Source organism: Brucella pseudogrignonensis, from assembly GCF_002252525.1.
In the GTDB taxonomy this organism is placed as follows: domain Bacteria; phylum Pseudomonadota; class Alphaproteobacteria; order Rhizobiales; family Rhizobiaceae; genus Brucella; species Brucella pseudogrignonensis.
Window position 1 is genome coordinate 83557 of sequence record NZ_NNRM01000016.1, and the last position, 24333, is coordinate 107889.

Below are 24333 nucleotides of genomic sequence, written 5' to 3' on the forward strand. Positions count from 1 at the left end.
AACAGAGAATTACTGGCCTTTGCGCTTCATCGCGATGCGCTGATAGTCGATCTTGAACATATCGTCGGTAAAGCGCACACCGGTGCGCAAATTGAAGATCATCACCGTTGTATCAAGGCCTTGCGCATCGGTGATCGTCCACTGCTTCAGTTCATAGGTCTTTGGCTCGAACATCAGCGTAATCTTGGAGCTGCCGAACACTTTTTTGTCACCAATGACCAATGTGGTCATATCCGGGTCCTGTTTGACGCTCTGAAGACGGCCACCGCCAAGGTCAATCTTATCGGAAAGAAGCAGCTTCAGCGGCGTAGTGCCCAGCGCATACATATCCCAGGTATCGAGCTTACGATTGTTGATGACAACCTGATTGCCATCCGAAATCACGCGTACCGGCGAGTTGTTGTAATTGAAACGGATTTTGCCCGGACGTTCGATATAGAAAGTGCCGCCTGTCTGGTCGCCCTTCGGGCCAAACTGAACGAACTCACCGGTCATGGTGCGAACAGAAGAGAAATGATCTGCAATCTGCTGAGCGGCCGCGGCATTTCCCGCGCCCTGCGCCTGAGCCACAACGGGAGTGAACACCGGCGCAACAGAACCAAGAATCAATGCTCCCAATCCGAGGAAGGCCGCGAAACGGCTGGCTTTCGCAAATGCGGAAATGCGGGAGAACATCATCGGCAAACTCTCTCTTTTCATCATTCTCTCAAGGTAGATCGGCAGTTGGGCGCCAGTGTGGCAACTCAAAGTGTGGCAACTCAAGCTCACGAATTCTCGGCTAGAAATCGTCGTCGCCTGTCGGCACCAGTATTTCGCGCTTGCCGGCATGATTGGCAGGTCCAACGATACCTTCGTCTTCCATGCGTTCGATGATCGAAGCAGCACGGTTATAGCCAATGCCCAAACGACGCTGGATATAGGAAGTCGAAGCCTTCTTGTCGCGCAGCACCACAGCCACAGCCTGATCATAAGGATCGTCGGAATTTTCAAGGTTAGACGTTCCAGCCGGACCGCCGCCTTCATCCTCTTCCTCGTCTTCGGTGATCGCGTCGAGATATTCCGGCACGCCCTGAAGCTTCAGGTGCTGAACAATACGCTCTACTTCGTCATCGCCCACGAATGGACCATGCACGCGCTGAATGCGACCGCCACCGGCCATAAACAGCATATCACCCTGACCAAGCAGCTGCTCGGCGCCCTGCTCGCCAAGGATAGTGCGGCTGTCAATCTTGGACGTAACCTGGAAGGAAATGCGGGTCGGGAAGTTGGCCTTGATCGTACCCGTGATAACATCGACAGATGGGCGCTGTGTTGCCATGATGACGTGGATGCCTGCGGCACGCGCCATCTGCGCCAGACGCTGCACCGTGCCTTCAATATCTTTACCAGCCACCATCATCAAATCGGCCATTTCGTCGATGATCACGACGATATATGGCATTGGTTCGAGATCAAGCTGCTCGGTTTCGTAGATCGCTTCACCGGTATTACGATCGAAGCCGGTCTGAACGGTACGGGCGATCTGCTCACCCTTTTTCTGGGCCTGACCGACGCGCTGGTTGAAGCCGTCAATATTGCGGACGCCAACCTTGGACATCTTGCGATAGCGGTCTTCCATCTCACGCACGGTCCATTTGAGCGCGACGACAGCCTTTTTCGGGTCTGTCACAACCGGCGTCAGAAGATGCGGAATACCGTCATAGATGGAGAGTTCCAGCATCTTTGGATCGATCATAATCAGACGGCATTCCTGCGGCGTCATACGATAGACCAGCGACAGGATCATGGTGTTGATCGCCACCGACTTACCCGAGCCGGTTGTACCAGCCACCAACACATGCGGCATCTTCGCAATATCGGCAATCACCGGTTCACCGTTGATTGTCTTACCCAGCGCCAGCGCAAGCTTTGCCTTTGACTGTTCAAAGTCACGGCTTGCCAGCATCTCGCGCAGATAAACCATTTCGCGCTTCTGGTTCGGCAATTCGATACCGATGACATTGCGACCCGGAACAACGGCAACACGGGCTGCTATCGCGCTCATCGAGCGGGCGATATCATCCGCCAGACCAATTACGCGAGATGATTTGATACCCGGAGCCGGTTCAAGTTCGTACAGAGTGACAACCGGACCCGGCTTCACATTGATGATCTCGCCGCGCACACCGAAATCTTCCAGCACGCCTTCAAGCAGACGCGCATTCTGTTCAAGCGCATCCTTGGACAGCGACGCATCGCGCTGTACGAGCTTGGGCTCAGCCAGATAATGCAGCGACGGCATTTCAAATGCGCCGCCTTCCTTGAGGAACGACGCCTGTGCTTCGCGCTGGATGCGTGCGCCACTCTTAGGTGAAGGCGCACGTTCGCCAACGCGTGCCTTGGCGCGCTGTGGCGGTGCATCGTGCCATTCCTGACCTGCCAGCGGCGCACCATCGCCGTCATTATCGAAACCGTCATCCATTTCAAACGGCGGCTCTTGCGACGGAGCAGAACCAAATCCCGGATCATGGCGAGGACCGTTGCGCGTTTCAGCAGTACGACGCACGCTGCGCATATCACCGAACTCGTCTTCACGCGGCTTACGACGCTTGATGCCTGTAAGGCGCCTGAAAGTGGCGGTTGCACTGAGCATTGTATGCGTCATAGCACCGACGAATTGCGAAATGCCGCCCGATGCCGTTTCGTCGTCATTATCGTCGTCTTCGAAGTCGTCTTCCGCAGCACCGCGCGCAGCAGGCGTGTCGGCCAACACTTCGCGGCGACCAATAATGCCACTTGCAAAAAGGCAGAGCCAAAGGGCTGGAAAGGCAAGCACCAGCGCAATGCCGGATGCTATCGCACCTTGTGGGAATGCGCCGATGAAAATACCTGGGATGCGCAGCATCATGTCACCGAAGACACCGCCAAGGCCAATTGGCATTGGCCAGCTTTCCGGCACCGCAAAGCAGCTTGCAATGGCTGCGAACAGCAGCGCTGCGCCAAGCCAGGCAAAACTGCGCTTGGCAATGCGACTGATACCGCCACGCGTCATCAGCAGCAGTGACCAGATGACCAGCGGAAGCAGAACTGGAACGCTTGCAAGGCCAAAGAACTGCATGGCGATGTCGGAGAATACCGCGCCCGGATAGCCAAGCGCATTGGTAACAGGGTTGTCTGTTGCATGGCTGAGGCTTGGGTCTGCAACATTCCATGTCGCCAGAGCCCCCACCGCAGCACCCGTAAGCGCAAGCAATCCCAGACCAAACAGGATATAAAATTGCCTGCGGAAGATATTGGCCAATCTCAGCCTGTCTTCCGAAATCCGCTCGTCACGCAGCGGGTATGAGGGCGAATATCCTTGCCGCATAAAGCCTGTCCCGAACCATGTTTTGGTGCCCTGCGGCTTGTGAAGCCTCGGGCGCAATGAATCGGGGTGATCCTAGCCTTGCGATGGTTAATTCCTCATTAACCATGCGACTTCTTATGTGGAGAAATGAAAAAAGGCGCGGTTTCCCGCGCCTTTCCCCTTGTTGAGACAACCCTGTTCTACTGAACAGACTCGCCGTGCAAAGCGATATCGAGGCCTTCCATTTCGGCCTGCTTGCTTGGACGCAGACCCATGATGGCCTTGATTACGTAGAGAATAATCGCGGTCGCGACTGCTGTGTAGACAATGGTAACGGCTGCACCGAAGAACTGCTTGCCCATGGTTGCACCTTCGCCCGCAGCGTTGATCGCAACATCGGCAAAAAAGCCCGTCAGGATCGCGCCAACAAAGCCGCCAACGCCGTGTACGCCGAACGCATCGAGCGAGTCGTCATAACCAAGTGCGTGCTTGAGCTTAACCGCTGCCACATAGCAGATAAGGCCTGCGACGATACCGATGATCAGCGCGCCCGTCGGATTGACGAAGCCTGCCGCAGGGGTAACAGCAACCAGACCAGCTACCGCGCCCGAAATAATGCCGAGAACGCTTGGCTTACCCGCGATTGCCCACTCAGCAAACATCCAGGCAAGAGCCGCACCAGCGGTCGCAACCTGCGTGTTGAGCATGGCGACAGCGGCGAGCGAATTTGCACCGGCAGCAGAACCTGCGTTGAAGCCGAACCAACCCACCCACAGAAGGGCTGCGCCGATAACCGAGAGAACAAGGTTGTGCGGCGCCATGTTGGTCTGGCCATAACCGTCACGCTTACCGATGATCAGTGCTGCAACAAGACCTGCGACACCGGCATTGATGTGAACGACCGTACCGCCAGCGAAGTCGAGAACGCCGTCAGAGCCGAGGAAGCCGCCGCCCCATACCCAATGCGCAACCGGCACATAGACGATGAAGAGCCACAGAACCATGAAGACCAGCATGGAGGAGAACTTCATGCGCTCTGCAAACGAACCCGCAATCAGCGCAGGCGTGATAACCGCAAAGGTCATCTGGAACACGATGAAGAGGTATTCAGGGATGGTGCCGGTGAGCGAATCCATCGTTACGCCAGCAAGGAATGCCTTATCGAAACCACCGATAAAGGCGTTCATCGAACCGCCATCGGTAAAAGCAAGCGAATAGCCGAAGAACATCCACAATACCGACATCAGGCAGGTAATTGCGAAGCTCTGCATGACGGTGGAAAGCACGTTCTTCTTGCGCACCATGCCACCATAGAACAGCGCAAGCCCCGGAATGGTCATCATCAACACAAGTGCGGTTGAAGTCAGCATCCAGGCGGTATCGCCAGTATCAAGGGTCGGGGTTGGTGCAGCTGCATCCTGTGCAAAAGCTGTTCCAGCCAGAGCGAGCAGTGCAGGCAGAGTGGCGAGAGCCGTTTGCTTGAATCTTCCAGTTATGAGCATCGAGTATCTCCGTCGAATGGCGGCTTCAAACGCGTCTGCGCTGAAAAGACCGGTTCAAAGCTACAGAAACAAAAATCGTGCCAGTTGGGCGCGATGGAACGAAGAGGATCCAATTTTTCTGATATTTGGCATTCATGCGTAAAGTGAAATCAAAGGATAGAAACGGCATTTCCGCCCAAAATCCGGGCTTTTTAACAAACGGAATGTGCAGTCCAGCCCGAGAAAAATCTTGCCGTAAAAATAATAAACGGCTTTTCCCGGAGAGGGAAAAACCGCTTTAAGTGATTCATCGGATTCAGCTTTTGCGATTGAAGCCCATTTTACGCAATCGACATATGCATAAAATTTAATCGCGTACTTTTATGATGATTAAAATATCATCACTTGTCTTTTTCATGCACACGGATAAGCCCTTCCTGCGCAACCGAGGCAATCAGAAGCCCTTCACGCGTATAGAGCGCACCGCGGTTAAACCCGCGCGCACTGGACGCGCTTGGCGTATCCTGGGTGTAAAGGAGCCAGTCATCGAGCCCGCACGGGCGATGGAACCACATCGCATGATCAAGACTTGCCACCTGCAGATCTCGGTCAAAAATCGTGCGCCCATGCGGATGCAGAGATGTATCGAGCAAGGTCATATCCGACAGATAGGCGAGAATGGCCGCCTGAAGTGCGCGATCATCCGGCACGATACCGCGCGCCCGCACCCAGACATGCTGACTTGGAGCCAGTTTCTCGCGCGAGAAATAATGTTTGAGAGATACTGGCTTGATCTCGATGGGGCGCTCCTGCTCCCAGTATTTGCGCACGCCCGCCGGTGCCAGATGCAGATATTCTTCCTTGAGATCATGATCGCCGACAAGCTGCTCGGGCATCGGCAGGCCTTCAGGCATATCGATCTGATGATCAAGCCCCGTTTCATCAATCTGGAACGACGCTGACAGCGTGAAGATCGCCTTGCCGTGCTGCTTTGCCAAAACGCGGCGCGTGTTGAAGCTCGAACCATCACGAATACGATCAACTTCATAGATGATCGGAATGGCCGGATCACCCGGACGTACAAAATAGCCATGCAGCGAATGAACATGCCGATCCGCATCAACCGTGCGCTGGGCCGCAATCAGCGCCTGCCCGATCACCTGCCCGCCAAAAACGCGCTGCCAGCCCACCTGCGGACTATTGCCGCGGAAAAGATCCATTTCGAGCGTTTCAAGATCAAGTGTCGTCAGAAGCTGCTGCATGGCAGCGGTCTGCTTACCTTCAAATGCACTGGTCTTTTTATCATCGGACATGGACAGCCTGTCTCCTGCAATCCTATATAGGAACTATATTCTCGGTGAACTGTTTGTGCCTGCACGACAGAAACTGTCAAGTCGAAGCCTCATATGCTTCACCGAAGGGTGATCTGAATATCCGAAAGGAAGAAGCGATGTCTGCCGCAAGCAAGCAGGGAACCACGGGCAAGAACGATCTGGTAATCGCAGGCGGCGGCTATGTCGGCCTCGTTACCGCCGTTGCGGTCAAATCGGCAGCTCCGCATCTTTCGGTTACCGTCATCGACGGCGCACCGGCAGGCGCATGGAAGAACGACCCGCGTGCATCCTCCATTGCAGCAGCTGCTTCGCGTATGCTCGACAAGCTCGGCTGTTGGCAGGAAATCGTTACCGACGCTCAGCCCATCACAGAAATGGTCGTTACCGATTCCCGCACCTCCGATCCGGTACGACCTGTCTTCCTAACATTCTCTGGCGACGTGAATCCGGGCGAGCCTTTTGCCCATATGGTTGAAAACCGTGTGCTCAACACCGCCCTTCACAGACAAGCAGATGCACTCGGCATCACCTTCATCGAAGGCATGAGCGTCGAGAATTTTGAAACCAATCCTGAATCGGTTGCCGTGAAGCTGGCCAATGGTGAAACACTCATCACCCGCCTGCTGATTGCCGCAGACGGCGCAAAATCACGCCTGCGCGACATCGCTGGCATCAAGACGGTCAACTGGGATTACGACCAGTCGGGCATCGTCTGCAACGTCGCCCATGAGCGCCCACATGGTGGTCGTGCCGATGAGCATTTCCTGCCCGCAGGTCCATTTGCCATCCTTCCACTGAAGGGCAATCGCAGCTCGCTCGTCTGGACGGAACGCACAGCCGATGCCGAGCGCCTGATCCGCGAAGACGATTTCATCTTTGAGACCGAACTTGAGCAGCGTTTCGGTCATCGCCTTGGCGCGCTGACGGTCGAGGGTCCGCGCCGCGCCTTTCCGCTTGGCCTCACACTGGCCCGCGAATTCGTAAAGCCACGCTTTGCACTTGTGGGTGATGCAGCCCACCGCATCCACCCGATTGCCGGTCAGGGCCTCAATCTCGGTTTCCGTGATGCGGCAGCCATTGCCGAAGTTATCGTCGAAACTGATCGCCTTGGCCTCGACATCGGCTCTTTCGCAGCACTGGAACGCTATCAGGCATGGCGCCGGTTCGACACGGTGCAGATGGGTGTCACAACCGACGTACTGACAAAACTGTTCTCCAACGACAATCCGGCAGTCCGCACCATTCGCGACATTGGACTGGGTCTTGTTGACCGCGTTCCAAGCCTCAAGTCCTTCTTCATCAAGCAGGCAGCGGGTCTTTCGGGGGATACACCACGTCTTTTACAGGGCGAAGCGATTTAAGCTTCACACGCGCACTGGAAAAAGCTTCCACGTCTGCTAAAAAAGCAAGACTGAGCATAGGCGTGGGGGCCTCGGGGCATGCATACCAATGAGCGATTGATCGACAGGCTCCTGCAGTTGCAGGCAGGTTTTTGGTCAACTGAAGACGTTCACAAACTATCCAAAATTGCAGGCGCCCTAGCCATTATCGCTGCTATGGCAGCTGCCATCATCTACTCAGTCGTAAAACCCGACCATAACTGGGACATGATCCCTTATATCGCAACAGCGCTCGAAAACCGCTATCCCGATGCGACCCAACTGCATACGGAAACATGGCGGCAAATCGCAGAAGTAACATCAGAAGGCGAGTTGCAAGCGCTGAAATATGGTGGAGACTATCGAAGCGCCCAGTGGGCAAGCCCCGATAATTTCAAATCGCAGCTCGTCATGTACCGCGTCAAAGCGGGCTATATTCAGCTTCTGCGCTGGCTGGAACCCTATACAGGGCTGGTCCGTGGCGGCCACCTCATCAGCATCTCAGCAGCGTTCGCTACCGGACTGCTGATACTTTGGCTGCTCGGCAGCTATAATGCGCTTCAGGCCGGGCTCCTGGTTGGACCCGCGCTTTTACTGGCCGGTTATGGCCCAATAACATCAGCGGTCTTTCCGGACATCGCCATGGCAGCGCTTTCCTTCGCCGCCATTTTCGCCATTCTGCGCGAGCGCGATTGGCTGGGTGCCTTGCTGCTCGTGCTATCTTTCACAATCCGTCCAGACAACATCATCATGATCTTTGCTCTGCTGATCACAGCAGTTCTGTTCGGCTGGCGTAAACTTCCACTGCTGATCGCCTTTGCGGCCTGCATCGCGGCAGGCCTGATGATGGAAAAAGCCGCCGGACATCCCGGCTGGTGGGCGCATCTTTATTTCACCTGCATCGAGATGCAGAGTTCCATGACTGGATTTAAACCAGATTTTTCGATCGTTCTGCTCGTCAAAGCCTATATTCGTGGGATCATTCTGGCGCTTTATCTCGAAAGCTGGCCTTCCATGCTGTTGCTGGCACTGGTCGCTTGGGCAGCGATGGCGAAAGCCGGCATTAAAGCCGATATTCCTCGATTGAATGGTATCGTCTTTGCCATGGTCATCGGAATTCTCGGCAAGTTTGTTTACTTTCCGATGCCCTATGATCGCTTTTTCTTCAACATGATCATCGTCATCATTCTGATGCTGTCACTGGCATGGGCAGTCGATACAAACCGTAAGTTTGCCCAAAACTGACACTGGAAGCCATGGGAAGCCGCCCTATCTGGTTGGAAGAAACCAATCGAGAGGAGCTTCCCCATGGACAGAAAAGCAACCGCAGTCTGGAAAGGTACACTCAAAGACGGCAAAGGCACGCTCAATACCCAGAGCGGTGCGCTTAAAGACCTGCCCTATGATTTCAAGGCGCGCTTTGAAGATGAAAGTGGACGCGCAGGTACCAACCCTGAAGAGCTTCTCGGCGCCGCCCACGCAGGTTGCTTCGCCATGCAGCTGTCAGCCCTGCTTACCGAACACGGCACGCCACCAGAAAAACTCGACGCGACAGCAGCCGTCACAGTTGGCCCCGCATCAGGTGGCGGCTTTGCTATCTCCCGCAGTGCATTGACGCTCAATGCAAGCATTCCCGGCATATCTGAGGAAGATTTTGCAAGCCTTGCCAAGAAAGCAAAAGAATCCTGCCCGCTTTCGAAAGCACTGGGTGCAATCGAAGTAACACTGGACGCCAAGCTGGTTTGATCAACAAAAGCGGGCCTAGCCCGCTTTTTTATTCCGGAAGATGGCAGACGGCTTCGATATTATGGCCGTCAGGATCGGTTACAAACGCTGCATAATAATCGGGATGATAATGTTCCCGCAAACCGGGCTTGCCGTTGTCACTCCCCCCTGCAGCGAGTGCCGCTTCATAAAAGCGATCTACCTCAGAGCGGGTTCCTGCCGAGAAAGCGACATGAAGAACGCCTTCCAGCTTTGAACCTTTCTGCTTGCCGATCCAGAATTCCGGCTTTCCGTTGCGGCCATAGCCGACCCAATCTCCGAATTCCATCGCTCGCGTGATACCCAGCGGCGCTAAAGCCGCATCATAGAAAGCACGGGATTTTGGCATACTGGAAATGTTGAAACCGATATGATCAAGCATGAAAGACCTTTAAAGCCGAAACACTGCATTGATTAGATCAGATATCGGCGAAACAGCAAAGATCAAGGATCGGTTGCGCTACATATAAAAGAAAAGGGAGGCATGAGCCTCCCTTTCCGTCGATTATAAAAACACGTTTTACACGCGGCGCTCGACCATCATCTTCTTGATTTCGGCAATCGCCTTGGCAGGGTTGAGACCCTTCGGGCAGGTTTGCGCGCAGTTCATGATCGTATGGCAGCGATACAGGCGGAACGGATCTTCGAGATTATCGAGACGTTCGCCCTTGGCTTCGTCGCGGCTGTCGATCAACCAGCGATAGGCCTGAAGCAGAACAGCTGGTCCAAGGTAGCGGTCGCCATTCCACCAGTAGCTTGGGCACGAGGTCGAACAGCAGGCGCAGAGAATGCACTCGTAAAGACCATCGAGTTTCTGACGATCTTCGTGGCTCTGCAGCCATTCCTTCTGCGGCTCTGGCGAAACCGTCTTGAGCCAAGGCTCAATCGAACGGTGCTGAGCATAGAAGTTGCTGAGATCAGGCACCAGATCCTTCACCACCGGCATATGCGGCAGCGGGTAGACCTTGATGGAACCCTTGATCTCGTCCATGCCCTTGGTGCAGGCGAGCGTGTTGGCGCCATCGATGTTCATTGCGCAGGAGCCGCAAATGCCCTCACGGCACGAACGGCGCAGCGTCAACGTCGGATCGATCTTGTTCTTGATGTAGAGAAGACCGTCGAGCACCATCGGGCCGCAATCATCGCGATCGATATAATAGGTATCGATGCTTGGATTTGCGTCGTCATCCGGTGACCAGCGATAAATACGGAACTCCGTTACATTCTTGGCACCATCTGGACGCGGCCAGGTTTTGCCTTCCTGCATACGGGAGTTCTTGGGAAGTGCGAGTTCAACCATTGCTCATTCCCTCGATCAGTAAACGCGCTTCTTAGGCGCGATCTTGGCCAGGCTGATGCCGCCTTCTTCCTCGGTCGTCAGCGGATCGAGATGAACAGGGCGGTAATCAAGCTTCACGTCGCCATTTGGCGACAGCCAGGAAAGGGTGTGTTTACGCCATTCGGCGTCGTTACGGTCCGGGAAATCCTCATGCGCATGTGCGCCGCGGCTTTCGTGACGGGCTTCAGCCGAAACGACTGTCACCATCGCGTTAGCCATCAGGTTTTCCAGTTCCAGCGTCTCAACCAGATCAGAATTCCAGATCATCGAACGGTCGGAGACCTTGATGTCCGGCAGTTCTTTCCAGATCTCCGCCATACGTGCGACGCCCTGTTTGAGCGACTCGTCCGTACGGAACACGGCAGCGTCTTCCTGCATGGTGCGCTGCATCTTTTCGCGCAGTTCTGCGGTTGGTGTCGAACCGTTGGCATAACGAAGACGATGGAAGCGATCCATGATCGTTTCGACCGCTGCTTCGTTGATGTCTGGAATCTTTGCAGCGCGGTCGATAACTTCGCCAGCGCGGATTGCAGCTGCACGGCCAAACACCACCAGATCGATCAGCGAGTTGGAGCCGAGACGGTTTGCACCGTGTACGGAAGCGCAACCTGCTTCACCCACAGCCATCAGGCCCGGCTGAACGCGGTCAGGATCTTCTTGCGTCGGGTTAAGCACTTCGCCCCAATAGTTGGTTGGAATGCCGCCCATATTGTAGTGAACGGTTGGCAGAACCGGGATCGGTTCCTTGGTCACATCGACGCCTGCGAAAATCTTGGCCGACTCGGAAATGCCCGGCAGACGTTCATGCAGAACAGCCGGATCAAGATGGTCGAGATGCAGGTAGATGTGGTCTTTGTTCTTGCCAACGCCGCGACCAGCGCGGATTTCCATGGTCATGCAGCGCGAGACAACGTCACGCGAAGCAAGATCCTTGGCGGAAGGCGCGTAACGCTCCATGAAGCGTTCGCCTTCGGAATTGACCAGATAGCCACCTTCACCGCGTGCGCCTTCAGTAATCAGGCAGCCCGCACCATAAATGCCAGTTGGATGGAACTGAACGAATTCCATGTCCTGAAGCGGAAGGCCAGCGCGTGCTGCCATGCCACCGCCGTCGCCGGTGCAGGTATGGGCCGAGGTTGCCGAGAAATAGGAACGGCCATAACCGCCCGTCGCCAAAACCACCATCTTGGCGGCAAAGCGATGGATTGTACCGTCATCGAGGTTCCAGGCGACAACGCCGGTGCAAACGCCATCAGTCATGATGAGATCAAGCGCGAAATATTCGATGAAGAACTGCGCATTGTTTCTCAGCGACTGGCCGTAAAGCGTGTGCAGGATCGCGTGGCCGGTACGGTCAGCAGCAGCACAGGTGCGCTGAACCGGAGGGCCGTCGCCGAAATTCTGCATGTGGCCACCGAACGGGCGCTGATAGATCTTGCCTTCTTCGGTACGCGAGAAAGGCACACCGTAATGCTCCAGTTCATAAACCGCAGCAGGCGCTTCACGCGCCAGATATTCCATCGCGTCGGTATCGCCCAGCCAGTCCGATCCCTTGACGGTATCGTACATATGCCACTGCCAGCTATCCGGGCCCATGTTCTTGAGCGAAGCGGCGATGCCGCCCTGTGCTGCAACCGTATGCGAACGGGTTGGGAAAACCTTGGTGATGCAAGCGGTTTTGAAACCCTGCTCAGCCATGCCGAGCGTTGCACGCAGACCTGCGCCACCGGCACCAACGACAACAACGTCGAACTTGTGATCTACAAACTTGTAGTTCTTTTCGCCCGCAGCACTGGCCGCGTTTTTTTCTGCACTAGCCATCGGGCTATCAACCTCCGAAGCTCAGCTTGAGGATCGCATAGACGCAAGCCACGCCAACAACAACCGTGAAGAAGGTGTTGAGCATGACCAGCAGGACCTTCAGGCCTTCGCCGTGAATGTAATCTTCAATAATAACCTGCATGCCAAGACGCATGTGGTAAACGCCGGTCAGCACGAACAGCGCCATCACCAGAGCGGTGAACGGATGCGCCAGAACGGATTTCACTTCCGCATAGCTTGCGCCATGGAGCGAAATAACCAGACCGATGAAAAACAGAACCAGCGGGACGAGTGCCACAGCACTCATACGCTGAAACCAGAAATGGGCGGTGCCTTCTTTGGCCGAGCCCAGACCGCGAACCTTGCCGAGAGGTGTACGCATATCGTTCATGTCAGAACTCCTTTCAGCGCACTGCGAAAGCAACAACCCAGACAAGGACCGTTGCAGGCAGCGAGAAGGCCAGCGTCAGCCAGGCAATTTTGCTGGCCGTGTGCTTTTCAAGTCCGGCACCCATGTCCCAGATGAAATGGCGTACGCCGCCGGCCAGATGGTGCAGAAGCGCCCAGGTATAGCCGAACAGAACCAGATAGCCGATCCATGAACTATAGACCCAGCTCACCATGTTGAACGCATCTTCGCCGATTGCGGCGGCAATCAGCCATGCGGCGAGAAGAAGGGTTCCGAAATAAAGTGCGCCGCCGGTGATACGATGGATGATGGACATCGTCATCGTGATCTTTGGTCGATAGATCGACAAATGCGGCGACAAAGGACGCTGACGCGTAGCGGTCGGTTGTGTCATGGCTCTCGTGGGCTTCCCTGACGTTTCTACCCATTTCATCTTGCCCAGCTCTTGCTGGCACAATGAAATGAATGGCCGGTTCATTTGGAGCACCGTGCTTCCGAATGGACGCACAAAGGACGCTCCAACTTCTTGAATCTACGCATCGTGCTTTCCAAAAATCAGAAACGATTTTTAGGCCGATGCTGTAAAACCGAGTTCGATGTCGCTCACAACGCAGGAAACGGAATTTTCGATCCTGCGTCGGCACGACCCAGAAAATGTGGCTGGATCGTGCTACACGACCCTATGTGGCGCTTTCTACTGCGCTTTTACCACCACGTCAAAGAAGCTTTTTCACGAAAAGACTAACAATTGGTCGCACCTCGACGACACTTTCGCGTGATTTCGGATTTTAAACGATTGAAGTCCGAAATGTCGAAAAACATGTGTAATTTCATCCACTTTTGCGGATAAGCCTAGTTTCCGAAGCGAATCACGTAACTGGACCAGTCGGCAGCAGCTGCAATCTGTTCGTAGAGCTTGCGACCATCCTCCGGTACACGGGGCGCATTAAGGACAAGCTTGGACCAGCTGCGTTCTTCTGCCTTGTCAGCAAGCAGATCAATCAACGCCTTTGCGATGCCTTTGCCGCGATGATCGTGGTGTACATAAATATGGTCAACCTGACCGGCGCGCAGACCTGAGACCGGCTCCGGAAGATCGTAGAAGATCACGAAGCCGACCAGATTGCCATCAACCCGCGCACCCAGAATCTCGGTAGCGCGATCCTGCAGGAGATGCTCGGCATAGAATTCATCCGGACGACGCGGCGCGCCACGCTTCAATGCCTGCGCGTAGCTTGCGAGCAGTGCCGAGAACTCATGGGCATCTCGCAGGTGAAGAAGCGCAATATCGACGGCATGATCTGTGGTCATGAGCAATCTTTCCCTCAAACATATTTCCAGAAATCGGAAACATCTCAATTGTAGACGAGAGCTGGGTGTAGACAAGAGCCCGCCCAAAGGTAAAGCGCATCGCTTGCGAAATCAGATCAGCTTGCGACCATTGCCGGTTCCCCGGAACTCCACGACATTGTCGTCCAGCATCATCGGCAAAGCCGTGCGAACGCAATTTCGACCATTCTTCTTGGCCTCGTAAAGCGCTCCGTCTGCCCGCTTGTAGACATCGGAAAAGAAGTCGTCGAACTCCATTTCCGTGACCCCGAAGCTGACCGCAAATGCCACATCCCCTGAAGCGCCGGGCAGCGTGATATCGGCACAGGCCAATCGCGCCCGCTCTGCAAAGCGCCATGCCGACTGGATCGTGTGTCCGGGAAGCAGCACGGCAAACTCCTCACCACCCATTCGCGCAGCAATACCGCCCTTGGACGCCGCCGACCTGCGAAGTTCATCAGCAAAAGCTGCAATCACGCGATCACCGAAAGCATGACCGTGCGTGTCGTTGATCAATTTGAAATAATCAATATCGCAGACGATCAGCGAAAGAGCCTGCCGCATCCGCTTGGATTTTTCGATTGCAGCCTCGGCTCTGAATTCAAAACCACGGCGATTGAGGAGGCCGGAAAGCTGATCCGTTTCCGAGCGAAGCGTCACATCGGAAATCAGCTCACCCATCAGGCAGAGCAGCAAGAGAAGTCCAGCCGCTACCGAAAGACCGGCACCAATCGACTGAACCAGCAACGCATAATCTGTTCTGACATAGTCGTCAGGATCAACACCCACACCGCCAACCAGCGAAGCCAGTACGGGCTTGATAAGAAAATGAATGGCACTGATCGTAAACAAACCTGCCATCAGCCCATCAAGCGTACCCCACGACCGACCGAATGGACGGCTTTTAGCGCGAGCGCTCAATCGTCCTCGCATGATGACCCAGACAGCCAGCATCAATGTGAGGAAGTAAGGCGACTGATAAAGAATGCGACCCAGCATTTCGCTGCGCGCAATGTCGTAAATGCCATAGACCAGCGACAGCGAACCGACGAGCAGCAACCCCAATGGAAACCATGGAACGGGTGACGAATACATCCGCGCAAGGCCGATTACCAGACAGGCAAGCGTCATGAAATAGGTGGCAAAACCCAGCATGTAACCAAGCTTGGCATTTGGTATCGAGGGGATTAGCAGTTCTGTCAAAAAGTAGAGCATCGCGAAAACGAAGCCCAATGCGAAAATCGGCGCCGCTGTGTTATCGCGTGCAAAAGCCGCGATACCCAGAAAGGTAAACGCAAACAGACCGGAAACGGTCATATTGATCAGCAGTATAAATTCTGCTCCGTCCATCCGCGCTTTCCGGCCCCTGCCTGCGAAGCCAATGCGGCCCGCATTCCCCAATTCTAAGCCCCGCAAATTCCGCCGTTTTCAGCGAAACAGGAGAATGATTTTCACCTTATAGCCCTTATACATCCAAAGCATGAAAAAGCAGCTAATTTAGTAAACAAACCAGTCTGCGATGAGCCTCTCGCACATATGAAAAAAACCGCCGGATCACTCCGGCGGCTTTTTAAAACTTGCTCACGAAAGAGCTTAGTTCCAGTCGCGAATATCGACGAAGTGACCGGCGATGGCTGCAGCCGCTGCCATGGCAGGCGATACCAGATGCGTGCGGCCCTTGAAGCCCTGACGGCCTTCAAAATTGCGGTTCGAGGTCGAAGCGCAACGTTCACCCGGCTTCAGGCGGTCGTCGTTCATGGCAAGGCACATCGAGCAGCCCGGCTCGCGCCAGTCAAAACCTGCTTCGATGAAAATCTTGTCGAGGCCTTCAGCTTCCGCCTGTTCCTTCACAAGGCCGGAACCCGGAACGATCATCGCGTTAACGCCATTAGCAACCTTCTTGCCAGCGGCCATACGGGCAGCGTCACGAAGATCTTCGATACGACCGTTGGTGCATGAGCCGATGAACACGCGATCAATCTTGATGTCGGTCATCTTGGTGCCTGGCTTCAGGCCCATATAATCGAGCGCACGCCACTTGGATGCACGCTTGGTTTCGTCCTTGATCTCGTCCGGGTTAGGAACGATGTCGGTGACGAAGACGACGTCTTCAGGCGACGAGCCCCAGGATACAACCGGCGAAATCTTGGCAGCGTCCAGCTCAACGATCTTGTCGAAATGCGCGCCTTCATCAGAATGCAGCGTCTTCCAGTAGCCGATAGCCTGTTCCAGCGCTTCGCCCTTCGGTGCGCGCGGCTTACCCTGCACATAAGCGAAGGTTGTTTCGTCCGGTGCGATCAGACCAGCGCGTGCGCCGCCTTCAATCGACATATTGCAGACGGTCATGCGACCTTCCATCGACAGCGAGCGAATGGCGCTGCCTGCATATTCGATTACATAGCCGGTACCACCTGCGGTGCCGATTTCGCCGATGATGGCGAGCGTGATGTCCTTGGCAGTGACGCCCGAGGCTAGTTCACCTTCAACACGCACCAGCATGTTCTTGGCTTTCTTCTGGATCAGCGTCTGAGTCGCAAGTACATGCTCGACTTCCGACGTACCGATACCATGTGCCAGCGAGCCAAAAGCACCGTGAGTCGACGTGTGGCTGTCGCCGCAAACAATCGTCATGCCCGGCAGCGTGAAGCCCTGTTCCGGACCAACAATGTGCACAACGCCCTGACGGCGGTCACGCTCGGAGTAATATTCAACGTTGAAGTCAGCAGCGTTTTTGGCCAGAGCCTCAACCTGAATGCGGCTTTCTTCGTTCTTGATGCCGTTCACGCGGTCTTTCGACGTTGGAACGTTGTGATCGACAACAGCCAGCGTCTTTTCAGGATGACGCACCTGACGACCTGCCATACGCAGACCTTCAAAAGCCTGCGGGCTTGTCACTTCGTGCACAAGATGGCGATCAATATAAAGGAGGCAGGTACCATCGTCCTGCTGATCCACTACATGGTCGTCCCAGATCTTGTCATAAAGTGTACGCGGCGCGCTCATTGCGAGGTTCCTTTGAACGGTTCTTAATTAGGCTGTCATATGCACCCGCCGCTGCATTTCGTCAAGAAACACAAACCGCAACAGGGTGTCGCAGTAACAATCTTGCGCAATGTTGGCGAAATTATGCAATATGTTACGCAGCCTTTTGGCTTTTGCAAATAAAAAAGGCGGTCTAAAGACCGCCTTTTTCAGATTCTTGCAGAGAGGTGCTTATTCAGCAGCAGTCTTTGCAGCTTCTGCCTTAGCAGCAGCGGCCTTATCGGCTTCGCGTTCTGCCTTGGTGCGGTTGTCTTTCTTCTCAGCAATACGTGCAGCCTTACCGGTGAGGCCACGAAGGTAGTAAAGCTTCGCGCGACGGACCTTACCGCGGCGAACAACTTCAACGCCTTCTACGATTGGCGAGTAAACTGGGAATACGCGCTCTACGCCTTCGCCGTAAGAAATCTTGCGAACGGTGAAGTTTTCGTTGATGCCAGCGCCGGAGCGGGCGATGCAGACGCCTTCATAGGCCTGCACGCGGGTACGCGTACCTTCGGTAACGCGAACCTGAACGCGAACGGTGTCACCTGGCTGGAAATCTGGAAGCTTGCGCTTTTCTTCGATCTTTGCTGCCTGTTCGGCTTCAATCTGACGAATGATGTCGGTCATCATCTGACTCCTTTACGAATTCTTCTCAAACAGTCAGAGCGCTCTGCACTTGCCACCAAGCACTTAAGGCCTTGTGGGTATGCCCGAAAAATCAGGCAGGAGCGGTACACCGTCTATTGGTTTAAAGATGTCGGGCTTTCCCGAACTGGCGCGGCAATACACCATTGCTGCAAATGAATCAATATCAGCGCTGCGAAATCGCTATTTCCCGCCAATGCGCCCAAGATGCGTATCCTGAAAACCGGTTCCATACTTCAAGCCAAAGCCAAGCGCGCGATCAACGCCGATATGAACCGCCCAGATGAGCGCAACCGCAAAGCAAAGCGGCCAGCTCATGGCCCAGCCGAGCACCGCCACAAGCACAACACCAATCCAGCTATGCGCGATGTTATAGACAACAGCGCCGGTACGCGGACCTTTGAGATAGGCAAAGAACGACAGGTCAGGCGCAAGGATGAGAATCGCAAAAAGCCACCAGCTTGCACCGCTCACCCAATATGCACCCAGCGCCAGCAGCGCGAGGGAAAGACTTTCGAGCCGCTGGATCAGGTTCATTTGCGTTTGCCCTCACGATACGCTTCCCAAAGATCAGGGCGCCGTTGCTTTGTGATGCGTTCCGCCTCAGCATGACGCCATTTATCAATCGCACCATGATTGCCGGAGGTGAGAATTTCAGGGATCGAACGGTCTTCCCATACCTGCGGGCGGGTATAATGCGGATGTTCCAGAAGCCCGGTTTCGAAGCTTTCTGTTTCGCCGGATTCCCGATTACCCATCACGCCCGGCAGAAGCCGCACAATCGCATCCAGCAGAACGATAGCCGCAGTCTCGCCACCCGATAAGATATAATCGCCGATGGAAATCTCTTCGAGCGCGCGTCCTTCGATCACCCGCTCATCGACGCCTTCAAAACGGCCACACAGAATAATCGCACCCGGACCGTCAGCAAGCTCGCGCACACGCTTTTGGGTGAGCGGCGCGCCGCGTGGGCTCATCAGTAGCATCGGACGATCATCAGCCACCGAATCGAGCGCCCGTGCCACCACATCCGGCTTCATCACCATGCCTGCGCCGCCGCCCGATGGCGTGTCATCCACCATGCGATGCTTGCCTTCGGCAAAGTCACGAATCTGCACTGTATCGAGCGACCATGTGTTTTCTGCGAGTGCCTTGCCCGCAAGCGAGACGCCCAAAGGACCAGGAAACATCTCGGGATAAAGCGTCAGCACCGAGGCATGAAAACCCGGCATAACCTTATCCGTATCCGACTGTTCACTCATGGCTTTTTTGGTCGCTTCTGTTCATTCTTCTTATCGTTCTGTGGCTTGCCGCTCTCATTTAACGGATTGTCGTCATCATCCGCGATAAGTCCGGCCGCATAAGGCTCAACCCGAATTGTGCCGGCCTCGAAATCGATCTCAGGAACTGCAGCTTCGGTGAACGGGATCAGCATCGGACGCTTGCCCTTGAGACTCAGCTCGATCAGGTCGCCACCGCCGAAATCGAAAACAGCACTCACAACCCCGTAAGATTTGCCGTCAGCATCAAGCGCTTCAAGGCCAATCAGATCGGTTTGAAAGAATTCGTCTTCATCAAGCTCGTCATCAGGCAGCTGCGAACGGTCGATGAAAAGCTCGGTACCATTCAGCGCTTCGGCAGCGTTGCGATCATTGATGCCCTTGAAGCGTACAACAATCACATTCTTCGCAGAGCGGGCTTCCAGCACTTCGTAAGCCTTACCCTGCGCATCATAGAGCTGGCCGTAATCAGCAACTGCTAGCGGATCGTCGGTAAATGTCTTGACCCTGACTTCGCCACGTATGCCATGGGCGGCTCCGATAACGGCAAGCTGGATTGGGTTTTCTGGACGCGGCATGAATAATTCCGTGATTAGATACAATTTCTAATCGCTTACCCAATTTCCTGTAAAAACGCCAAGAAAAACGAAAAGCGGCTTCTTTACTGCCCGGCAACCTATCACTGTCAGACTGTAACAACCGCAACTCAAACAGCGAATCCCGACCATGACGAGCAAAGCCGAATTCCTTATCCCTGCCCGCGCCGATCTTGCGGCAGCGCGCGAGGAATGGCTGAAATCGCTCAAAGACATGCGCCGTCTGTCGGAAAACACTGTTGAAGCCTATGAGCGCGATACCCGCCAGTTTCTGCAATTTTTGACCGGTCATCTCGGCGAACCGCCTTCGATCAAGGACATCGGCAACCTGCGCGTCGCTGATTTGCGTTCGTATCTGGCCAACCGCCGGAATGACGGTGCCGGTGCTCGCACACTCGGACGCGGACTTGCTGGCATTCGCTCACTGCTGCGGCATCTGGAAAAGCTTGGACTGGTCAATGCCGCAGGCGCGAGTGCCATGCGTGCGCCGCGCCAGCCAAAATCGCTGCCAAAGCCGTTAACGGCAGAAGATGCCCGTCGCGTCGTCGCTGCCGATGGCCAGATGGCGGAGGAGCCATGGATCGCAGCGCGCAATGCTGCCGTTCTCACACTGCTTTATGGTTGCGGCCTTCGCATTTCAGAAGCACTCGGCCTTGCAGGCGATGCGTTAAACGACGCATCTGTGCTTTCGATCACAATCACCGGTAAGGGCGGCAAATCCCGTATGGTCCCGCTGCTGCCAGCTGTGCATCGCGCTGTCGCCCAGTATCGCGCGTTGTGCCCATTTGATCTCTCTGCCGACAAACCTTTGTTCAGAGGCGCCAAGGGCGGAGAACTTCACGCTGCCATCATCCAGCGCGAAATGCAGAAATTACGCGCCGGTCTCGGCCTTCCCGACACTGCCACCCCGCACGCACTTCGCCATTCCTTTGCCACGCATCTGCTTGGCCGCGGCGGTGATCTGCGCACAATTCAGGAACTGCTTGGCCACGCGAGCCTCTCGACCACGCAGGTCTATACCGGCGTCGATACGGCTCGGCTTCTTGATGTTTACGACAAAGCGCATCCTCGCGCTTAATCAGGGGTGTCATCCAACCCTAACCATCCTATATTCACTTCATGAAAAAGCTGTTCTTCCTTTTTGCCTGTGCCCTCATCGTCAGTTCAGCCAATGCGCGTGCGCAAAGCACTGACGCCGCCTGCTCCCCGCATGGGGTCAATCTGATTGATGGTCTGGACAAAAAGGAACCTAAGCTCTGGTCCGAGCTTCAGGCCGAAGCGGAAGAAATGCCTAATCATAAGGGTATCTTCTGGAAAATCGAGAAAGACGGCCTCGAACCGTCCTATCTGTTCGGAACCATCCACCTGAGTGATCCGCGCGTAATGGCCCTGCCCGGCGCTGTGACCAAAGCCTATGACGACGCCGACAAGATCGTGGTCGAAGCAACCGACATTGTCGATCAGAAAGCCTTTCTGCGGGTTAAAGTTGAACAGCCTGATCTGATCCAGTTCACTGATGGCTCAACGTTGCAATCGCATCTGCCACAGGATCGGCTGGAGGAGATTGACAAGAAGTTGGAAGCGCGCGGCATCATTCTGGGTGCCGTCGGCAAGATGAAGCCGTGGATCATCACCAGCCTGTTGGCCCTGCCCAAATGCGAACGGCAAAGAAAGCTAGAAGGGGCAGACTTCCTCGACGGCTATCTGATTACGGAAGCGCAGGATCAAGGCCGAACCGTCATCGGTCTTGAAAGTGCAGTTGAACAGCTTGAGGCGATGAACCGGCTTCCGCTTGATTTCCATATTCGCAACCTGATTTCCGCCGCCCAATATGGCGACAGCATCGAAGACGCCATGGAAACCACGATTGCGCTCTATCTTCAGGGTGAAATCGGCATGATCATGCCCGCATTGCGGAAAATCGTGCCCGACAGTCTGTCCAAGGAAGACTACGACCTTTTCCAGAAAGTCTTGCTCACAGACCGCAACCACATCATGGCGCAACGCGTGGCCCCCGTCCTTGCCACTGGTGACGCCTTTATCGCCGTCGGCGCCCTGCATCTGCCCGGCAAGGAAGGACTGGTAGAACTGCTGCGTGCGCAGGGCTATAGGCTCACAGCAATGTAAGCGCATGCCCAGAAGTGGAACCATCCCGGCCTGCTCGCGTTAGACTTTCCAATGGTTGCAACCAACTGGAGGAGAGCAAATGGTTGACCCACTCGATCCACGCAACGATCCACTAAACAATCCGCGTCACGCTGATCCAATGGCCGACCCGGTTGCCAGACCGCCACAACCCAGAGGCAGCAGCGGTATTTTGCTTGCGGTCATCCTGATCGCTGCAATTCTGATCCTCGGCTATTTCTTCTATCGAGGCGGCGGCTCCACAGATACGGCTGCACCGCCACCACCGCCAGCAGCACAGGGCGAAACAACAACGCCACCCGCAGCACCGCCTGCAACACCACCGGCACAGAACTAACCCTATGAAAAAGGCCCGCTTTCGCGGGCCTTTCTGCATCCGGATAAACCCGGAAATTACGTGTGACCACGATTACATGTGAATTGGCTTGGCAAAGGTTGCCAAGGCAGATTCGCGAACCGCTTCCGACATGGTTGGATGCGCGTGGCAGGTGCGTGCGAGATCTTCGGACGAACCACCAAACTCCATCAGCACGGCCAGTTCATGGATCATTTCACCGGCATTGTAGCCGAGGATATGAGCGCCCAGAACGCGATCCGTTGCCTTGTCGGCGAGGATCTTCACAAAGCCGTCCGTGTGCTGCATGGCGCGTGCGCGACCGTTTGCAGTGAACGGGAACTTGCCGATCTTGTATTCAACGCCAGCGGCTTTCAGCTCTTCTTCGGTCTTGCCGACGGAGGCTACTTCCGGCTGCGTGTAAACAACGCTTGGAATGACGTCGAAGTTTACGTGTCCTGCCTGACCAGCGATGATTTCAGCAACGGCAATGCCTTCATCTTCGGCCTTGTGTGCGAGCATCGGGCCCTGAACCACGTCACCGATGGCATAGATGCCTTCGACATTGGTGCGCCAGTGACCATCGATTGCAACGCGACCGCGGTCATCGACATTCACGCCAGCTTCCTGCAGACCAAGACCATCCGTGTATGGACGACGACCCGTCGAAATCAAAACCGCATCGGCATCAATGGTTTCAGCATCGCCACCCTTGACCGGCTCAAAAGTCACTTTCGCGCCCTTTCCAGCCTTTTCAACACCAGTAACCTTTGCGCTCAGCTTGAAGGCAATGCCCTGCTTTTCGAGAAGACGCTGGAACTGCTTGGATACTTCGCCGTCCATCGCACCCAGAACCTTGTCGAGATATTCAACAACGGTCACTTTTGCGCCAAGACGTGCCCAGACGGAACCAAGCTCCAGACCAATCACACCACCGCCAACAACAACCAGATGACCCGGCACCTTGTCGAAAGCAATCGCACCGGTTGACGACACGATGACCTTCTCGTCGATGTCGACCTTGACGCCCGGAATGCCGGCAACATCAGAACCAGTTGCGATGATGATGTTCTTACCTTCGATTTCCTGAACGCTACCGTCTTCGGCAGTCACGGAAACCTTGCCCTTGGCGACGATCTTGCCGGTGCCGATGTAAGGCGTGATCTTGTTCTTCTTGAACAGGAACTCAACGCCAGACGTGTTCGACTTAACGGTCGCGTCCTTGTGAGCCAGCATCTTTTCGAGATTGAGCTTTGGCTTGCTGATTTCAACGCCCAGCGTATCGAACGAGTGACCGGCTTCGGCAAACACTTCAGACGCATGAAGCAGCGCCTTGGAAGGAATGCAGCCAACATTGAGACAGGTGCCGCCAAAGGTCTTGCGCTTTTCGACTACGGCCACCGAAAGGCCAAGCTGTGCGGCCTTGATTGCGGCTACATAACCGCCGGGGCCGGTACCAATGACAACCACATCATAAGACATTGAACTATCCTTCTTCAGTCTGATCCAGAATGACCAGCAATGGCCATTAAACTTTTATAAGATCGGCGATCCGATCATTCTTCTTCAGGCGAGCACGACTTGAAACGGAAGCTTTCAAATTGAAGCGCCTTTTCTGGTTTCGCTGCGCCAAAATCATATCCGTCAAGCGCTGTTGCCAGATCGGGAAACAGAATTGCCTGCGCGGCCGGCTCATCGGCCTTTGGCAGCACATCCGCTTCCGCGCCTTCCTTCAGCGCATAGACAACGCTCTGCCAGAGGCTGCAATCATCGAGGTCTTCCGGTTCGGTGCCCCCATTCTTGCAGTTATAGGTAATGAGCGCATAGGGGCGTGCAACCCCTTCTTCCGGCCAAATGACGAGACCTGAGAGTTTGAACTCCGGCTTGTCATCAGCGGTAATCGTGAATTCATTGGCCGGTGCCGGTGTCATCTTGAGCGCATTGGACTGCACGGCATGGAAAGTCAGCGTGTATGCATCGCCCTGATCGCGATAGACTGCACGGTTCTGCGTACAGGCGGCCTGAACGGCGCTTGAGAAAACCGTCACGGCAAGAGCTGATGCCGCCACCACTTTGAAGAGCTTCTTAACGTCATGCATCTGTCGGTTCTCCTCGTATTCCCGGCAGT

Annotated in this window: 24 protein-coding genes; 6 read left to right on the forward strand and 18 right to left on the reverse strand. The window is 55.0% G+C overall.

The window, feature by feature from the left end:
* Positions 1 to 9: 9 nt before the first annotated feature.
* The 4 genes from CEV34_RS06190 to tesB form a co-directional block, all read right to left on the reverse strand.
* Complete coding sequence (locus tag CEV34_RS06190; protein WP_171380015.1) at positions 10 to 678, reverse strand: outer membrane lipoprotein carrier protein LolA; 669 nt, start codon at positions 676 to 678, stop codon at positions 10 to 12.
* Positions 679 to 778: 100 nt separating this feature from the next.
* Positions 779 to 3346, reverse strand: coding sequence for a DNA translocase FtsK (locus CEV34_RS06195; RefSeq protein WP_007872165.1), 2568 nt, complete (start codon positions 3344 to 3346; stop codon positions 779 to 781).
* 179 nt (positions 3347 to 3525) lie between these two features.
* Complete coding sequence (locus CEV34_RS06200; RefSeq protein WP_007872167.1) at positions 3526 to 4827, reverse strand: ammonium transporter; 1302 nt, start codon at positions 4825 to 4827, stop codon at positions 3526 to 3528.
* 380 nt (positions 4828 to 5207) lie between these two features.
* On the reverse strand, positions 5208 to 6119 hold the full coding sequence (tesB, locus tag CEV34_RS06205) for an acyl-CoA thioesterase II (protein WP_007872169.1): 912 nt from the start codon (positions 6117 to 6119) through the stop codon (positions 5208 to 5210).
* Between the two features lie 137 nt (positions 6120 to 6256).
* Here tesB and CEV34_RS06210 point away from each other — a divergent pair, with 137 nt between their 5' ends.
* The 3 genes from CEV34_RS06210 (at position 6257) to CEV34_RS06220 (ending at position 9265) form a co-directional block, all read left to right on the forward strand.
* On the forward strand, positions 6257 to 7501 hold the full coding sequence (locus CEV34_RS06210; protein WP_007872170.1) for a ubiquinone biosynthesis hydroxylase: 1245 nt from the start codon (positions 6257 to 6259) through the stop codon (positions 7499 to 7501).
* A gap of 78 nt (positions 7502 to 7579) precedes the next feature.
* The gene (locus tag CEV34_RS06215; RefSeq protein WP_007872171.1) at positions 7580 to 8764 is read left to right on the forward strand and encodes a hypothetical protein; all 1185 of its coding nucleotides are present in this window, start codon (positions 7580 to 7582) and stop codon (positions 8762 to 8764) included.
* Between the two features lie 63 nt (positions 8765 to 8827).
* Positions 8828 to 9265 carry an OsmC family protein gene (locus CEV34_RS06220; RefSeq protein WP_007872172.1) on the forward strand — a complete coding sequence of 146 codons (438 nt, stop codon included), beginning with the start codon at positions 8828 to 8830 and terminating at the stop codon, positions 9263 to 9265.
* Between the two features lie 28 nt (positions 9266 to 9293).
* Here CEV34_RS06220 and CEV34_RS06225 read toward each other — a convergent pair whose 3' ends face one another.
* The 12 genes from CEV34_RS06225 to rimM form a co-directional block, all read right to left on the reverse strand.
* Positions 9294 to 9665: a VOC family protein gene (locus CEV34_RS06225; RefSeq protein ID WP_007872173.1), complete on the reverse strand. Its 372-nt coding sequence runs from the start codon at positions 9663 to 9665 to the stop codon at positions 9294 to 9296.
* 138 nt (positions 9666 to 9803) lie between these two features.
* A complete protein-coding gene (locus CEV34_RS06230) occupies positions 9804 to 10583 on the reverse strand; it encodes a succinate dehydrogenase iron-sulfur subunit (protein WP_007872174.1) in 780 nt (259 codons plus the stop codon).
* A 15-nt stretch (positions 10584 to 10598) separates the two neighbouring features.
* Positions 10599 to 12443, reverse strand: coding sequence for a succinate dehydrogenase flavoprotein subunit (gene sdhA, locus CEV34_RS06235; protein WP_007872176.1), 1845 nt, complete (start codon positions 12441 to 12443; stop codon positions 10599 to 10601).
* A gap of 7 nt (positions 12444 to 12450) precedes the next feature.
* Complete coding sequence (gene sdhD / locus CEV34_RS06240) at positions 12451 to 12834, reverse strand: succinate dehydrogenase, hydrophobic membrane anchor protein (protein ID WP_007872177.1); 384 nt, start codon at positions 12832 to 12834, stop codon at positions 12451 to 12453.
* Between the two features lie 13 nt (positions 12835 to 12847).
* Positions 12848 to 13246: a succinate dehydrogenase, cytochrome b556 subunit gene (gene sdhC / locus CEV34_RS06245; RefSeq protein WP_007872179.1), complete on the reverse strand. Its 399-nt coding sequence runs from the start codon at positions 13244 to 13246 to the stop codon at positions 12848 to 12850.
* A gap of 458 nt (positions 13247 to 13704) precedes the next feature.
* Positions 13705 to 14163 (reverse strand): GNAT family N-acetyltransferase, encoded by a 459-nt coding sequence (locus CEV34_RS06255; protein WP_007872181.1) that lies wholly within the window; start codon positions 14161 to 14163, stop codon positions 13705 to 13707.
* Between the two features lie 111 nt (positions 14164 to 14274).
* Positions 14275 to 15531 carry a GGDEF domain-containing protein gene (locus CEV34_RS06260; protein WP_007872183.1) on the reverse strand — a complete coding sequence of 419 codons (1257 nt, stop codon included), beginning with the start codon at positions 15529 to 15531 and terminating at the stop codon, positions 14275 to 14277.
* Positions 15532 to 15774: 243 nt separating this feature from the next.
* Positions 15775 to 17184 (reverse strand): 3-isopropylmalate dehydratase large subunit, encoded by a 1410-nt coding sequence (leuC, locus tag CEV34_RS06265; protein ID WP_007872185.1) that lies wholly within the window; start codon positions 17182 to 17184, stop codon positions 15775 to 15777.
* 210 nt (positions 17185 to 17394) lie between these two features.
* The gene (rplS, locus tag CEV34_RS06275; RefSeq protein ID WP_039859357.1) at positions 17395 to 17832 is read right to left on the reverse strand and encodes a 50S ribosomal protein L19; all 438 of its coding nucleotides are present in this window, start codon (positions 17830 to 17832) and stop codon (positions 17395 to 17397) included.
* Between the two features lie 201 nt (positions 17833 to 18033).
* Complete coding sequence (locus CEV34_RS06280) at positions 18034 to 18387, reverse strand: DUF4260 domain-containing protein (RefSeq protein WP_007872192.1); 354 nt, start codon at positions 18385 to 18387, stop codon at positions 18034 to 18036.
* Complete coding sequence (gene trmD, locus CEV34_RS06285) at positions 18384 to 19112, reverse strand: tRNA (guanosine(37)-N1)-methyltransferase TrmD (protein WP_007872194.1); 729 nt, start codon at positions 19110 to 19112, stop codon at positions 18384 to 18386. Before trmD ends, CEV34_RS06280 begins: the two co-directional genes overlap by 4 nt.
* Positions 19109 to 19708 (reverse strand): ribosome maturation factor RimM, encoded by a 600-nt coding sequence (gene rimM, locus CEV34_RS06290; RefSeq protein WP_007872197.1) that lies wholly within the window; start codon positions 19706 to 19708, stop codon positions 19109 to 19111. Before rimM ends, trmD begins: the two co-directional genes overlap by 4 nt.
* A gap of 148 nt (positions 19709 to 19856) precedes the next feature.
* Here rimM and CEV34_RS06295 point away from each other — a divergent pair, with 148 nt between their 5' ends.
* The 3 genes from CEV34_RS06295 to CEV34_RS06305 all read left to right on the forward strand — a co-directional run bounded on the left by CEV34_RS06295 (position 19857) and on the right by CEV34_RS06305 (position 22208).
* A complete protein-coding gene (locus tag CEV34_RS06295) occupies positions 19857 to 20804 on the forward strand; it encodes a tyrosine recombinase XerC (RefSeq protein WP_007872200.1) in 948 nt (315 codons plus the stop codon).
* A gap of 41 nt (positions 20805 to 20845) precedes the next feature.
* Positions 20846 to 21853, forward strand: coding sequence for a TraB/GumN family protein (locus CEV34_RS06300; protein ID WP_007872202.1), 1008 nt, complete (start codon positions 20846 to 20848; stop codon positions 21851 to 21853).
* A 79-nt stretch (positions 21854 to 21932) separates the two neighbouring features.
* Positions 21933 to 22208: a hypothetical protein gene (locus CEV34_RS06305; protein WP_007872205.1), complete on the forward strand. Its 276-nt coding sequence runs from the start codon at positions 21933 to 21935 to the stop codon at positions 22206 to 22208.
* 72 nt (positions 22209 to 22280) lie between these two features.
* Here the strand turns inward: CEV34_RS06305 and lpdA are convergent, their stop codons facing one another.
* Positions 22281 to 23687: a dihydrolipoyl dehydrogenase gene (lpdA, locus tag CEV34_RS06310; RefSeq protein WP_007872208.1), complete on the reverse strand. Its 1407-nt coding sequence runs from the start codon at positions 23685 to 23687 to the stop codon at positions 22281 to 22283.
* 74 nt (positions 23688 to 23761) lie between these two features.
* A complete protein-coding gene (locus tag CEV34_RS06315; RefSeq protein ID WP_094543472.1) occupies positions 23762 to 24304 on the reverse strand; it encodes a hypothetical protein in 543 nt (180 codons plus the stop codon).
* Positions 24305 to 24333: the final 29 nt, after the last annotated feature.